Here is a 15048-nt window from a genome sequence, read left to right on the forward strand (position 1 = left end):
AAGCGAAACCTAACCAACTGTTTTAGTTCCGTTTAAATGCTTTGTTATGCAACTTTCCAGGTAATATCATGCAGTCCGTAACTTTTAACGAAAGCCCCAAATGGGCACAACTCTTCACAGTTAGCCCGCTCTATTGCATTAGTTGAACAGTTTTTATCGATAATATTTGGTCGGTTTGAACGGCAGAAACTCTGTAGTTCACATGAATTCTCTTTTTTAGCAACGAAGTTCATGAATTGATGTGCTGTATATAATTGGATAAACTGATGCTGATCAAACTCCCTAGGCAAAAGACTTACACATTCATCTTCATTATTAAATACTAAAGGGATACCTATGTCTTTTACATACTTGGAAACCGTATCATTGAAATCCTTATTACCAAGCATGAAGAGTTCAGTAAATATTAATCTGTTAGCAAACTCATCCTTAGAATACGATATAACTAAATCAATCCAGTCTTGGATTGAAGAAAAGTTTTTGTTGTTATACTTTTCACCAAGAGAGTTACTCAAATCTAACAGTCTTCTTTCAGTTTTTGAGTATAAAGTTTCACTAATACCAGAATTACAATTCCACTGAATACTCATTAGCAGTGATTTACATATATTGTATGAAATTAAATACTCTGTACTTTTGAGTAAAATATCATTCATCAAAAACATAAATTGATTCATTGGATTATCATTATATAAGGCAAACTCAACAATACAAATTCTGACTTCGTCACTTACCCAACCAAGCCCTAAGTGCTCAAATAATAGATCTACTGACTTATAAGGATAAGCTGGATGGTTAGTTTTCCAGTGTTTGGACTCAATTTTATGTGCAATATATTCCAAAAAATCTCTAGCACCCATATGGTAATTTTCACTACCTAAATCAAGAACATAACCATAAACTTTTGTACCATTAGGGTTATCAACGCTCTGCTTAGATATTGCAACTATCTGTTTATTTTGGTCAATAAAGGTTCTACCAAGTCCTCCTCCCCAAGAGTAAGTAAACTGATTCCGAGTTAGTTCACTGTCTTCATCCCAATCAGTAAATGGTTTGGTTATCTCGCGGTCATGATAAGATTTTGAACAAACAAGAGCAAAATTTCTATTAGATATAAGCGTATTTCTAATACTGTAGGGTAGTATCAAATCTTGTAGGAAATGAATATACTCATGAACAAATGTTTGCTCATTATTCTGAATACATTGATTGATGTCTTCATTTGATTCTATTTTCATAAAAAAGCACGACGGTAAGTAATAACCGTTTGCTGCATCAACTTTCATTATTCTTCCTCATAATTTGCTCACTAACTCTGTTGCATAACGCCGCAATAACACGTGCGAAAGACTGACTTACAAAACCAATTATACTCTAAACCGCGAATGCCGAATGTAAATAGCATCGTGTTGATTGCTTTGTTATACGAGCCTTGCTTTCGCTCCGATAAAATTGGTAAAGAATTGATTTACCAAGATTTGCTGTAAACTGAGTTTAATTAGACTGACTCAATTAAGCGAGCAAAATATCCATTCAACAGCAATAATTGTGAAACGAAACAATCCTTTTTTCTTACGCCATTTGTACGACTTGGTTTCAGCCAGTTTGGAAATGATAAACCAAATATCCTAACCACAATTGGGATTGAAAATGCTAAGAGAAAAACACTGATACAGGCTAAAATGAGGCATAACCAAAGAACAATTGAAGCGTAAATGAGCCGCTGAAACGCCTGAATTTAGGGCAATAATAGTCCAATGCCGAACCTAATGAAACGAACACCAAAAGGCTACAAAGAAAAAGGAAAACCACCCTACTTTCACACCTAAAAAGCTAATGGTTCAATCGCTGAACTGAACCAAAAAACTGCATTCTCAGAGTTCGTATAACGCCTAAATAACAGGCTAAAAATGGTGGGCTAAAATGGAGCGGAGCGAACAGCCCGCTGTTTTTAGTCCTTGTTGATTTTCTTGTTATGCTTATTTATACACATCTGGTTGATGTAATTCCATAAAAGACTCTGGAGAGCTTAAAGCTTTAAAACCAAATTGTTCGTAAAGGCTATGTGCATCACTTGTCGCAAGTGCCATACGTCGAATGCCTTGTAAATCAGGATGCGCAACAATGACCTGCATGAGTAACTTACTTAAACCTTTACCTCTATGTTCTTTTGATACGAAAACATCAGCTAAGTATGCAAATGTTGCTGAATCAGTAACCATACGAGCAAAAGCTACTTGCTTACCGCACTCAGTAAAAACACCAAAACATAAAGAATTATTTATAGCTTTTTCCATTGTCTTTAATGGAATACCTTTAGCCCAATAAGAATTAGATATAAACCTATGAATTACAGCTAAATCCATATCTTTTAAATCTGAGCTAATTTTATAACCTGAAACCAATGCAAACTCCTTGACAAGCATAACGCCTAAATAACAGGCTTAAAATTGTTGGCTATAATACCGAGCGAAGCGAAGGAAGCCAACTGTTTTAAGTCCTTGTTTATTTTCTTGTTAGCTAGCATTTTGAACCACAACGGTTTGTTTTGCAATGTGCGATAAATAACGCTGTAGAATTGCTAAAAATACAATTGGTAAAACAGCTGCATATATACGATTACCCTCGAAGATAATTGCAAACGGTAACATTGCTATTGATGCAAAAAGTAAATACACAGAGAATTTACGAGCGCTACCTTTGACGGCAATAAAACCAGAAGCGGAGCTAAAAGTGGTTAAGCTGCCAATAATAACCATTAATAAAATAATAGCCGATTCGCGTAATGAGTCGTAAATTTTCAAATACCAGAATTGCTGAAAGAAAGCGGCTAAACCACCGAGAATTAGGTAAATATTGCCAGCTAAAACTAAGCGATTAAGTGGTTTTTGTTGAGGTAATAAAATTGCTAATTGAATTAAACCTAGCAAAGCACCCAACTGAAAAGCCTCAAGATAGCGTTCGTTAGATGGCGCTCCATTCCAGAACGCAAAAGTAGCAAACGTAGATAAAGGAAAAAATTGAATTAAAGCAAATATCCATTTACTCATGAGCCTGACGAATTCCTTTGCTAGCTAACAGTTAACTATACGGAATTCTGTATAACATGAATTCCGTTTCAATTTAATATTTATAAACAGTAACAAATTTACTATAAATTACAAATAGATAATGACAAATAATGAACCCAAGTTAAATTAAAATATGGATACAAACCAGAATTCTATTTATACGGACCCATATAAATAGAATTAATTTTAACTTTACCCTTTAAAATCATAACCTTGAATATTAGTAACGATTAAAAATCATGATTTATCGGCATGTTAAACTAATAATTTTTCGGCATTTCACTAAATTCAAACTATACCTGTATGTAATCACAGTTAATAGGGTTTAAACATAATGCCGAAGTCAGCTTTTTTAGAAAGTGTCCGTGTTGAAATAAGAACAAAACATTACAGTATTAAAACAGAAAAAACATACTTATATTGGATCAAACAATTCATTCTTTACAACGACAAACGCCACCCTAATAAGATGAGTAACGCAGAAATTGAACGCTTTCTTAATTACATAGCTGCTGAGCGTAAAGTAAGTGCTTCAACACAGAATCTCGCGTTATGCTCCATTATTTTTATGTATCGGCATGTGATTAAACAAGAGATTAAAAACTTAAAGTATGATTTTGCTAAGCAGCCGAAGCGTTTACCTACCGTATTATCACCACCTGAAGTATTTGAGGTATTAAAATGCATGACAGGAAAGTATCACCTGATAACCGCATTATTATACGGCGGTGGTTTTCGATTAAGTGAAGTATTATCTCTACGGATCAAAGATATTGACTTGATAAACCGATCCATATTTATCTTCAACGGCAAAGGCAGGAAAGACCGATATACATTATTACCCGAATCGCTTATTCCAATGCTTAAACAACAGATCGAAAGTGCAAGACTAATACATGAGAGGGATCTCAATGAAGGGTTTGGTAGTACCTCACTCCCCCCTGCACTGCATAGAAAATATAAATCATCATTACATACATTTACGTGGCAATATCTATTCCCATCAACAACAAGATGTAAGCATCCATATGATGGTTATATATGTCGTCATCACATACACGACACAGCTTATTCTAAACAACTCCGTAGTGCGGTCATCGCCAGCAAAATAACCAAACGCGTGACAGCGCATACCTTTCGTCATTCGTTCGCTACACAATTACTGCGATCAGGCAGTGATATTAGGACGGTTCAAGAGTTATTAGGCCATTCTGATATAAAGACCACAGAACTGTATACCCATGTGATTGGCAGTAAACGCGCAGGAACACCAAGTCCTATAGATACATTAAAATTTCTATAAAAAAAGGCCTGTTACTCTGGGAGTAACAGGCCTTATGAAGTTAATTTCGTTTAGTACATCACTGCACTTCCCTTAATTACTCTTCAGTAGTTTCTTCTGCGCTGTCAGTAGCATCCGTTGTTGCAGCTGGAACTTCTGTTGGTGCTTCTGCATTTTCTGCATCAACAACAACTGCGTTCTCGTCTACTTCAACTTCATCGATACGTTGTAAACCAACAACGAGCTCATCTTCACCAGTACGGATTAGACGAACACCTTGCGTGTTACGACCAACAGTAGATACTTCAGAAGCACGTGTTCTAACTAACGTGCCGCCATTAGTAATAAGCATAATCTCATCACCGTCAAGTACCTGCGTTGCGCCAACAACTTTACCGTTACGTTCACTCACTTTAATTGACACAACACCCTTAGTACCGCGACTCTTCGCTGGGTATTCTGCAAGTTCAGTTCGTTTACCGTAACCGTTTTCAGTTGCCGTTAAGATAGCACCATCGTTCTTCGGTACGATTAGAGAAACAACTTTTTGTTCGCCTTCTAATTTAATACCACGAACACCAGTCGCAGTACGACCCATTGGACGTACACCTTTAAACTTAATTTCAGGTTTACCGTCTTCATCTAGAACCGGGTTACCTTCTTCGTCAAGTACTGGTGTTTCTTCAAACTCGCAGAAACGTACTACTTTACCTTCATCCGAGAACAACATAATGTCGTTAGTACCATCAGTGATATCAACACCAATTAGTTCATTCCCTTCATTTAGGTTAACAGCGATGATACCGCCAGCACGAGGCTTGCTGTATGCACTTAATGCTGTTTTCTTCACTGTACCGTTCGCCGTTGCCATGAAGACAAACTTATTATCTTCAAATTCAGACACAGGTAGGATCGCAGTAATACGCTCACCTTCTTCCAGTGGTAGTAAGTTAACAATTGGTTTACCACGGGCTTGACGACTAGCTAGCGGTAATTGATATACCTTCATCCAGTACAAGCGACCACGGCTTGAGAAGCACAAAATATGATCATGTGTATTAGCAACTAGCAGACGTTCGATGAAATCTTCTTCTTTCATCTTCGTTGCTGACTTACCTTTACCACCACGACGCTGCGCTTCGTAATCAGTAAGTGGTTGATACTTAACATAACCTTCATGAGATAGTGTTACTACAACATCTTCACGTTCAATTAAGTCTTCTAAGTTAATATCTGCACTGCTTGCTGAAATCTCTGTACGACGTTCGTCACCGAATGCATCTTTTGAAGCTTGTAGCTCTTCAGTGATCACTTCGAGTAAACGCGTTGGCGTATTCAAGATATATAGTAATTCTGCAATAGCGTCGAGTAGCTCTTTATATTCGTTAAGAATCTTCTCGTGCTCTAGACCTGTTAGTTTATGTAAACGTAAGTCTAGGATCGCTTGAGCTTGAATTTCAGTTAAGAAATACGAACCTTCACGAATACCATACTCAGCTTCTAACCATTCAGGACGTGCAGCATCATCACCAGCACGCTCTAACATTGCAGCGACATCACCTAACTGCCAGCCGCGGCTGATTAAGGCTTGCTTTGCTTCTGCAGATGTAGGCGATTGCTTAATTAAGGCAATGATTTCATCAATATTTGCTAATGCAATCGCTAACGACTCAAGGATATGAGCACGTTCACGGGCTTTACGCAGTTCAAATACGGTACGACGTGTAACAACTTCACGACGGTGACGTAAGAACGCATCTAGCATTTCTTTTAACGTAAAGATTTTTGGCTGGTTGTCGATAAGTGCAACCATGTTGATACCAAATACCACTTGCATTTGCGTTTGCGCATACAGGTTGTTTAGTACAACTTCACCAACAGCATCACGTTTAACTTCAACAACCATACGCATACCATCTTTATCAGATTCGTCACGTAAAGCACTGATGCCTTCAATTTTCTTATCTTTTACAAACTCAGCAATACGCTCAATCAAACGTGCTTTGTTTACTTGGTACGGCAGTTCGTGAACAACAATTGTTTCACGACCACGATCATTAGTTTCAATCTCTGCGCGAGCGCGGATATGAATTTTACCACGACCAGTACGGTAAGCTTGCTCGATGCCTGCTTTACCATTAATGATACCGTGTGTTGGGAAATCTGGGCCTGGAATGTATTCCATTAATTCTTCAAGACTTAAGTCTGGATTTTGAATCAATGCTAAACAACCATTAATCACCTCACTCAAACTGTGAGGAGGGATATTTGTTGCCATACCTACGGCAATACCAGACGCACCATTAACCAATAGGTTAGGGATACGCGTTGGCATAACTTCCGGAATGAATTCCGTGCCATCATAGTTGGCTACGTAATCAACCGTTTCCTTGTCTAAATCTGCAAGTAATTCATGCGCAATTTTTGACATTCTGATTTCGGTATAACGCATTGCCGCTGCAGAATCGCCATCAACAGAACCGAAGTTACCTTGACCATCAACCAACATGTAGCGCAAAGAGAAAGGCTGCGCCATACGTACAATAGTGTCATAAACAGCTGTATCACCGTGTGGGTGATATTTACCAATTACATCACCAACAACACGTGCTGATTTTTTGTATGGTTTGTTCCAGTCATTCTTCAATTCGTTCATCGCGAATAAAACGCGGCGGTGAACTGGCTTTAAACCATCACGAACATCAGGAAGAGCACGACCTACGATTACGCTCATTGCGTAATCTAAATAAGAATTTTTTAATTCTTCTTCAATATTGATAGGTGTGATTTCTGTGGCTAAATTACTCATATAAGCCTTTACCCCTAAGTTTTAAATTACTTTTTATTTATATTTTTTAGAGATTCATTCTAGCATAATATTTACCAGCAAATACAATATATAAGAAAATTAACTCGGTTGGATGGATTTTTATTAGCTGCCTCGCAAATTATTTATTAGCCGACTCATAAATAATACTTCTGAAATCATTTTCTCGTTATATACTGTATCCATATTTTTATTTTTCGCCCTATTCTTTTTCACCTTATTAACGTATCAAGAAGATTTTGTATGAATGTAGATAAACAGGAAATCGCTAAATTTGAAGCCATGGCCAGTCGTTGGTGGGATCCAGCAGGTGACTTCAAGCCATTACATCAAATAAATCCATTACGCTTAGACTACATTGATGAGCGCAGTGGTGGCCTATTTGGCAAAAGAGTACTTGATGTTGGCTGTGGTGGCGGTATCTTAACGGAAAGTATGGCACGCCGAGGTGCACAAGCATTAGGCGTTGATATGGGTAAAGAACCACTCAATGTAGCTAAATTGCACGCACTTGAAACCGGTACAGATGTTGAATACCGTCAAGTGTTAATCGAAGAACTTGCCGAAGAACAGCCAAACAGCTTTGATGTCATCACTTGTATGGAAATGCTAGAGCATGTGCCAGATCCAGGTTCGGTCATTAATGCCTGCATGCGCCTAGTTAAACCAGGTGGTCATGTATTTTTCTCTACTATTAACCGTAATTTAAAATCATATTTATTTATGATTGTCGGTGCTGAAAAAATTATGAAAATGATGCCTAACGGTACACATGACCATAAGAAGTTTATCCGCCCTTCTGAACTACTACACTGGGTTGACCAATCAGGCTTATACTGTCACCACATGACTGGCCTGCATTATATTCCAGTCGTAGACCAGTTTAAACTTGGTGAGAATGTCGACGTTAACTATATGCTGCACACACAGCTTATCGATTAGCATCATATTTATTCACCTAACAGCGCCCTGCTGTTGGGTGAATACTTAACTAAATAATGTACTAATCCACACGCCCCATAAATACTACAAATCCAGCGATTCTCTCCATTTACACGCCAGTAACCTTCAACCACTTTGTAGGTAATATGAAACGACTTGCATATAAAATGACGTAATTGTTAGGAATAACGACCACCTATAAGATTTCCTATATATTACTTGCATGGTAGTTTTATAAACGGATTAGCTGTAAATATAATCAAATTATTTGAGGATCATCACACAAGCGTGGCAACTCTTTTTTTTCTTTTTTTTTTCACTTTAACTGTTGATTTTTGCTAACCGTAATTGATCACTGAGGCCAGAATGTAAGTCGCTACTAACTCACTAAATTATCCACATGTTATTCAGTTTACTGCTACTTGCCAAAAAGCATTTATGCCTCTATCTTGTATGCATAAATAAACGGTAACACTACATCTTGTGTATTAACAAGAATATCAATACTAGTGTTAGTGGCAACATTCTTAACATTGTTTTAAGGTTAGTCAGCTAAATGAATAAGAATTTACTAGTTACAAAACGCAGCGGTAAACAAGAAACGATCGATCTTGAAAAGATCCATCGTGTGATCAAATGGGCAGCTAAAGGGTTAGATAATGTATCTGTCTCATTGGTTGAATTGAAATCTCATATTCAGTTTTATGATGGTATTCGTACTGAAGATATACATGAAACCATGATCAAGGCTGCGGCTGATTTAATTAGTGAAGAGGCGCCAGATTACCAATATCTTGCTGCCCGTTTAGCCGTGTTCCATTTACGTAAAAAAGCCTATGGTAAATTTGAACCACCTGCGCTTTATGACCACGTAAAACTCAATGTTGATGCTCAGCGTTACGATGCACATCTACTTGCAGATTACACAGCTGAAGAATTTAAAGAGATGGAGATGTTTGTTGATCACTGGCGTGACATGAACTTCTCTTACGGTGCGATTAAACAGTTAGAAGGTAAATACCTACTACAAAACCGTATTTCTGGTGAAATCTTTGAAAGCCCACAATTTCTATATATCTTAGTGGCAGCAAGCTTATTTGCTACTTACGATAAATCAGAACGTATGGACTACATCCGCCGTTTCTACGAAGCAACATCAAGCTTTAAGATCTCACTACCAACACCTATTATGGCTGGCGTACGAACCCCTACTCGTCAATTCAGTTCATGTGTATTGATTGAGTGCGACGATAGCCTTGACTCAATCAATGCTGTATCTAACTCTATTGTTAAATATGTATCACAACGTGCTGGTATCGGTATCAATGCAGGTCGTATTCGTGCACTAGGTAGCTCTATCCGCGGTGGTGAAGCATTCCACACCGGTTGTATTCCATTCTACAAACACTTCCAGACAGCCGTTAAATCGTGCTCTCAAGGTGGCGTTCGAGGTGGTGCTGCAACATTGTTCTATCCGCTATGGCATTTAGAAGTTGAGTCACTATTAGTACTTAAAAATAACCGTGGTGTTGAAGAAAACCGTGTACGTCATTTAGACTACGGCGTACAAATTAACCGTTTAATGTACCAACGTTTAATCGATAATAAAGACATTAGCTTATTTAGCCCATCTGATGTTGATGGTTTATACGATGCATTCTTCCAAGATCAGGATGAATTTGAACGTCTATATACGCTTTACGAGCAAGACCCATCGATTCGTAAGCAGACGATTAAAGCAAGCGAGCTATTTGGCTTAGTGATGCAAGAACGTGCAAGTACAGGTCGTATCTACATCCAACACGTAGATCACTGTAATACACACAGCCCATTCGACCCGGCTGTAGCACCTGTAAGACAAAGTAACTTATGTCTTGAAATTGCGCTACCAACAAAACCAATGCAACACCCAGGTGATGAAGAAGGCGAGATCGCACTTTGTACACTTTCTGCATTCAACCTTGGGGCAATTAAAGACTTAAGCGAATTAGAAAACCTTGCTGACTTAGCAGTACGTGCACTTGATAGCTTACTTGATTACCAAGACTACCCAATGCCAGCGGCTGAAAAATCAACAATGGCACGTCGTTCATTAGGTATAGGTGTAATTAACTATGCATACTATCTTGCTAAAAACGGTGTTAAATACTCAGACGGTAGTGCAAACAACTTAACGCACAGAACATTTGAAGCGATTCAATTCTATCTATTGAAAGCATCTATGAACTTGTCGAAAGAGCAAGGTCCATGTTTAGCATTTAACGAAACGACTTACTCACAAGGTATCTTACCGATTGATACTTATAAGTCAGCGTTAGATGAAATTTGTGATGAAGAATTGCACCTAGATTGGGAAACACTACGTAGCGAAATTAAAGAACACGGCTTACGTAACTCAACGCTAACAGCATTGATGCCATCAGAAACATCAAGTCAGATTTCAAATGCGACAAACGGTATTGAGCCTCCACGTGGTTTAATCAGTATTAAAGCAAGTAAAGACGGTATCTTGAAACAAGTTGTGCCTGATTACGAAAATCTACGTGATAACTACGAACTACTTTGGAATATTCCAAATAACACGGGTTATTTACAACTTGTTGGTTTGATGCAGAAGTTTGTTGACCAAGCGATTTCATCAAATACTAACTACGATCCACAACGCTTTCCAGGCCAAAAAGTGCCGATGACAACGTTGTTAACGGACTTGATGCTCGCGTATAAGTACGGCTTAAAAACGCTTTACTACCATAACACACGCGATGGCGCATCAGACGTTGATGTAGTTAAAGAAGACGAAGGTTGTGAAGGCGGCGCATGTAAGATCTAAATGATCGCATTACATTAACCGTATCCCCCCCCTTTTTTCATTTGGCAGCTTAATTAGGCTGCCAAATTTTATGTATTAAACAGAGATGACCAATGAGCTACACTACTTTTAGCCAAACTAAGAATGATCAATTAAAAGAACCAATGTTTTTCGGCCAACCCGTTAACGTGGCTCGTTATGATCAACAAAAACATGAAATTTTTGAAAAACTGATTGAACGTCAGTTATCATTTTTTTGGCGACCTGAAGAAGTAGATGTAAGTAAAGACCGCATTGATTATCAACAATTATCTGATCACGAAAAACACATTTTCATCAGTAATCTAAAATACCAAACATTATTAGACAGTATTCAAGGTCGCTCTCCTAACGTTGCCTTTTTACCACTGGTTTCATTACCAGAAGTAGAAACATGGATTGAAACATGGTCATTCAGTGAAACGATTCACTCTCGCTCATACACGCACATCATTCGTAATATCGTAAATGATCCTGCAGAAGTGTTCGATGATATTGTTGCGAATGAAGAAATCCTGAAACGCGCTAAAGATATTGCGGGTTACTACGATGACTTAATCAATGCAACTCAGCAATTACATCAATTTGGTGAAGGTACGCACGTCATTAATGGCGAAACAATCGTAATTAAAAAACGTGACGTAAAAAAGAAATTATACCTTGCTATGGTATCGGTAAACGTACTTGAAGCCGTACGTTTCTATGTTAGTTTTGCTTGTTCTTTCGCTTTCGCTGAACGTGAATTAATGGAAGGTAATGCTAAAATCATCAAACTTATTGCACGTGATGAAGCATTACACTTAACCAGTACACAGCACATTCTAAACTTGATGGCTGACGGTAAAGATGATCCAGAGATGCAAGAAATCTCAATGGAGTGTTTCCAAGAAACACAGCAAATCTTTATTGATGCCGCACAACAAGAAAAAGAATGGGCAGAGTATTTATTCCAAGATGGCTCAATGATTGGTTTAAATAAAGACATTCTTTGTGATTATGTTGAGTACATTACTAATACACGTATGGCGGCAGTTGGTTTACCAACCGCGTTTGAAGTAAAAAGCAATCCACTACCATGGATCAACGCTTGGTTAGTATCTGATAACGTGCAAGTTGCACCACAAGAGTCAGAAATCAGTTCATACTTAGTGGGCCAGATTAACGCTGAAATCAACCAAGATGATATCGGTACATTCGTTCTATAATGTCAAAGACTCTAAGAACAGATTCTGGGAGCTATCAGGTTTTACCACAAGATAGCTCGCTACTTGATACGCTTGAGCGTACTGGTCATGAAATTGAATACCAGTGTCGCCAAGGCTATTGTGGTGCTTGCAGAACAACGCTTACATCAGGATCAGTTACTTATACGAGTGAACCATTAGCTGCTGTAGCACCCGGCTCTATATTACCTTGCTGCTGCAAAGCTAATGGTGATATTACACTTGCAGTTATAGCAACTACGACAGTGACAGCATAATATACTTAGTAGTTGTAAATTAACTCGTATTAACACCTATAAAGCATCAAGCCTTAACGTGAACAACCACGTTGAGGCTTTTTTATATCGTGATCAAACCTTGATTTAAACACCTCTTATTAATCATATTTCAATAACTTACAAGATTGAGTGTGATTTACTTTGCAAAACCATAAAACCTTACCCATACTCCTTTCAATAGCACACAATAACTCTCAGAACCTATTAAGCAGTACACCTTAAACCTATAAGTATTACATCTTAAAATAGGACAGCTTTATGTTAGATGATTTAGTTGGTATCGGAATGCGTCCAGCACATTATGAGCAACTCACCAATAAACACGTCGATATTGGCTGGCTCGAAGTGCACAGTGAAAATCACTTCGAGATTAACTCTGAGGCGACTTATTATTTAGATAAAGCCAGTGAACGCTATCCAATCAGTTTACACGGTGTGGGCTTAGCGCTTTCTTCTCACGAATTACTTGATCCCTTGCATGTGCATAATATTAAAAAACTTATCGACAGATATAAACCATTCTCAGTGTCTGAACATTTGGGGTGGAGTTCTATTGCGGGTCAACATTACAGTGATATGTCACCGATATCCTACACTGAAGAAAACTTAAAACATGTGATAGCGCGTGTTGCTCAAGTGCAACACATTTTAGGCCAGTCGATTGCGATTGAAAACCCTGCTTGTTATAGCAAACACAAAAATAATACATTAACTGAAGCTGCTTTTCTGACTGAACTACAAGCCGCGACTAATTGCACGATATTACTTGATATCAATAATGTACATATCAGCAGCCACCAGCTCGAATTCAACCCTTACGATTACTTAGCGTCAATGCCAAATCACATAGTCAGTGAGATCCACCTTTCAGGTAGTAATAAATTGTTACAAAATAATCGAATCACATTTGACCAAGAACATGGCCAGAAAGTAACACCTGAAGTATGGCAACTGTTTGAATATTATTTGCAGCATTGTAACACTATCCCAACCTTAATTGAGTGGGACACCAATATACCAAGGCTTAGCGAGCTTTTACGTGAAGCATATACGGCTCAAAAAATGATCGTTAAATCACAACGTTTTAAAAACGCCTGCTAGTACGCTAGTAAGAACCTATTTCAGCTTCCTATGGCGCACATCGATGGCCATAGAAAACTAAAATAGTAAAACACTAGAACCATGCATGCTACTCGTCACTAACTCCCCATCACTCACAGACAACTGTGTTAACATTCTTGCATCTTGACTACCTTGAGACATACCAATAAGGATCACTTTATCCGCTATTAACTCGCCTGCTTAATTGGCTGTGCTTGATTTTTTATACTCGCGACCTGCGCCACATGCTCTTCATGGCCATAACAAATACCATGGCATATTTGCGACAAGGCATGTTCCGCGCGGCCATTACTACTGAGTTGATGTGGGATACGTAAAATAACTTCAACAGAATCTTTATTACCTGCTAAAACTAAAAAAAGTGCAGTGGTATTAAAATACGGTGGAATAAAAAATACACTCGTGCAATTAAAGCCTGCAGCGCTATACTCATCAACCTTAAGAAAACCGAGATTAGAAATAATCCCAGAAGTACGGTACTGCCCTGTTTCTTGACGCTTTAATGCCAGTTTATCATTGAACTTTTTCAACCAATTTAGCGGCACCCAATTTAAGACATTAAGTGTCGGGATACCGGCAAACTGTGGCATTCTCGCATGTTCTAGGTCTGCTATTTTAAGCCTAATTTGTTTAGCCCAATCAGCTGTTGTAGTCATCGGGGATACTTGCATTAATAATCCACCAGTCAAATTACCCGTCGAGACAATGTCAGTATCATGCATACGTAAATCGACTGGTAATTGAATACGCACAGGCGAATCTGAATAAATATTAGCTAACTTGGCAACACTGATACCTGCATTGGCCAATACCTGTTTATAACTACCGGGCAAAGTACGACGTAGCCAAGATGAACCAAAGTCTCGCCCAAGCGGAACACCTGTGGGAGCCGCAACAGTATCACTGACTTTGTCACCCGGCAACGAGGTCACTGACTTAGCAAGATCAACATCACGCACAAAGCTATTATCACCTTGCAAAGTCTGCTGTCGTAATGCACGTAGCACTTCATCTGCAAATGTTTTAGTGCCACGCCCATCCATTACCGCATGATGTGTTCTAAATATAATATGGTGTTTACCACTTGCTTCACCGATGACCAGTAATACTTCACATCCCGTACTGGTTTTAACATCTAAAGGGCGATTTAAGAATGGCGCAGCTTCATCACTCATACCATCCCAGTTTAAGCCGCGGATCACTTCCAACTGCGTCGTGATTCCGGCGTCAGACCAATGACTAAAACCAAGTTTTCCAGACAGTCTAAATCGTGTGCCTTGTAAAGATTCAGAAGCTTGAGTGACGGCTTTTTGCCAGGCCGCTATATCAATATCGCCTTGTCCTTCCAGTACCATCTGATTAACAACACAGGTCGCTGTTTCTTCGGCATTAAAATCATCACAGCTAATATAAAAACGCTCTGTTGGTGAAAGTTTACGTTTAAACGTCATCGTT

11 protein-coding genes are annotated in these 15048 nt (G+C 38.5%); 6 read left to right on the forward strand and 5 right to left on the reverse strand.

Features of this window, described 5'->3' with window-relative positions; all coding sequences use genetic code 11:
• Positions 1-44: 44 nt before the first annotated feature.
• From FR932_RS08855 to FR932_RS08865, 3 genes are all read right to left on the reverse strand, one after another.
• Complete coding sequence (locus FR932_RS08855; protein ID WP_019443290.1) at positions 45-1286, reverse strand: hypothetical protein; 1242 nt, start codon at positions 1284-1286, stop codon at positions 45-47.
• 693 nt (positions 1287-1979) lie between these two features.
• Positions 1980-2405, reverse strand: a complete 426-nt coding sequence (locus tag FR932_RS08860) for a GNAT family N-acetyltransferase (protein ID WP_019628904.1) — start codon at positions 2403-2405, stop codon at positions 1980-1982.
• Positions 2406-2516: 111 nt separating this feature from the next.
• The gene (locus tag FR932_RS08865; protein ID WP_019441883.1) at positions 2517-3050 is read right to left on the reverse strand and encodes a hypothetical protein; all 534 of its coding nucleotides are present in this window, start codon (positions 3048-3050) and stop codon (positions 2517-2519) included.
• Between the two features lie 355 nt (positions 3051-3405).
• Here FR932_RS08865 and FR932_RS08870 point away from each other — a divergent pair, with 355 nt between their 5' ends.
• Positions 3406-4374, forward strand: a complete 969-nt coding sequence (locus FR932_RS08870) for an integron integrase (RefSeq protein ID WP_019441882.1) — start codon at positions 3406-3408, stop codon at positions 4372-4374.
• Positions 4375-4450: 76 nt separating this feature from the next.
• Here the strand turns inward: FR932_RS08870 and gyrA are convergent, their stop codons facing one another.
• Positions 4451-7162 (reverse strand): DNA topoisomerase (ATP-hydrolyzing) subunit A, encoded by a 2712-nt coding sequence (gene gyrA, locus FR932_RS08875; protein ID WP_019441881.1) that lies wholly within the window; start codon positions 7160-7162, stop codon positions 4451-4453.
• Positions 7163-7423: 261 nt separating this feature from the next.
• Here gyrA and ubiG point away from each other — a divergent pair, with 261 nt between their 5' ends.
• The 5 genes from ubiG (at position 7424) to FR932_RS08900 (ending at position 13572) form a co-directional block, all read left to right on the forward strand.
• On the forward strand, positions 7424-8122 hold the full coding sequence (ubiG, locus tag FR932_RS08880) for a bifunctional 2-polyprenyl-6-hydroxyphenol methylase/3-demethylubiquinol 3-O-methyltransferase UbiG (protein WP_019441880.1): 699 nt from the start codon (positions 7424-7426) through the stop codon (positions 8120-8122).
• Positions 8123-8678: 556 nt separating this feature from the next.
• Complete coding sequence (gene nrdA, locus FR932_RS08885) at positions 8679-10952, forward strand: class 1a ribonucleoside-diphosphate reductase subunit alpha (protein WP_019441879.1); 2274 nt, start codon at positions 8679-8681, stop codon at positions 10950-10952.
• 92 nt (positions 10953-11044) lie between these two features.
• Positions 11045-12175, forward strand: coding sequence for a class Ia ribonucleoside-diphosphate reductase subunit beta (gene nrdB / locus FR932_RS08890; RefSeq protein ID WP_019441878.1), 1131 nt, complete (start codon positions 11045-11047; stop codon positions 12173-12175).
• Positions 12175-12450, forward strand: a complete 276-nt coding sequence (gene yfaE / locus FR932_RS08895) for a class I ribonucleotide reductase maintenance protein YfaE (RefSeq protein ID WP_019441877.1) — start codon at positions 12175-12177, stop codon at positions 12448-12450. The genes nrdB and yfaE overlap by 1 nt, the downstream gene beginning before the upstream one ends.
• Positions 12451-12729: 279 nt before the next feature.
• Complete coding sequence (locus FR932_RS08900; protein ID WP_019441876.1) at positions 12730-13572, forward strand: MbnB/TglH/ChrH family RiPP precursor modification enzyme; 843 nt, start codon at positions 12730-12732, stop codon at positions 13570-13572.
• 188 nt (positions 13573-13760) lie between these two features.
• Here FR932_RS08900 and FR932_RS08905 read toward each other — a convergent pair whose 3' ends face one another.
• Entirely contained in the window at positions 13761-15044 is a 1284-nt protein-coding gene (locus tag FR932_RS08905; RefSeq protein WP_019441875.1) for a non-ribosomal peptide synthetase family protein, read from the reverse strand.
• Positions 15045-15048 lie beyond the last annotated feature (4 nt).

This window comes from Moritella marina ATCC 15381 (genome assembly GCF_008931805.1).
Classification (GTDB): Bacteria; Pseudomonadota; Gammaproteobacteria; order Enterobacterales; family Moritellaceae; genus Moritella; species Moritella marina.

Excerpts from the sequence above, each read along its gene's own strand:
- FR932_RS08855 (WP_019443290.1), bottom strand. The coding sequence starts at position 1,286 with ATGAAAGTTGATGCAGCAAACGGTTATTACTTACCGTCGTGCTTTTTT.
- FR932_RS08865 (WP_019441883.1), bottom strand. The coding sequence starts at position 3,050 with ATGAGTAAATGGATATTTGCTTTAATTCAATTTTTTCCTTTATCTACG.
- FR932_RS08870 (WP_019441882.1), top strand. The coding sequence starts at position 3,406 with ATGCCGAAGTCAGCTTTTTTAGAAAGTGTCCGTGTTGAAATAAGAACA.
- gyrA (WP_019441881.1), bottom strand. The coding sequence starts at position 7,162 with ATGAGTAATTTAGCCACAGAAATCACACCTATCAATATTGAAGAAGAA.
- ubiG (WP_019441880.1), top strand. The coding sequence starts at position 7,424 with ATGAATGTAGATAAACAGGAAATCGCTAAATTTGAAGCCATGGCCAGT.
- nrdA (WP_019441879.1), top strand. The coding sequence starts at position 8,679 with ATGAATAAGAATTTACTAGTTACAAAACGCAGCGGTAAACAAGAAACG.
- nrdB (WP_019441878.1), top strand. The coding sequence starts at position 11,045 with ATGAGCTACACTACTTTTAGCCAAACTAAGAATGATCAATTAAAAGAA.
- yfaE (WP_019441877.1), top strand. The coding sequence starts at position 12,175 with ATGTCAAAGACTCTAAGAACAGATTCTGGGAGCTATCAGGTTTTACCA.
- FR932_RS08900 (WP_019441876.1), top strand. The coding sequence starts at position 12,730 with ATGTTAGATGATTTAGTTGGTATCGGAATGCGTCCAGCACATTATGAG.
- FR932_RS08905 (WP_019441875.1), bottom strand. The coding sequence starts at position 15,044 with ATGACGTTTAAACGTAAACTTTCACCAACAGAGCGTTTTTATATTAGC.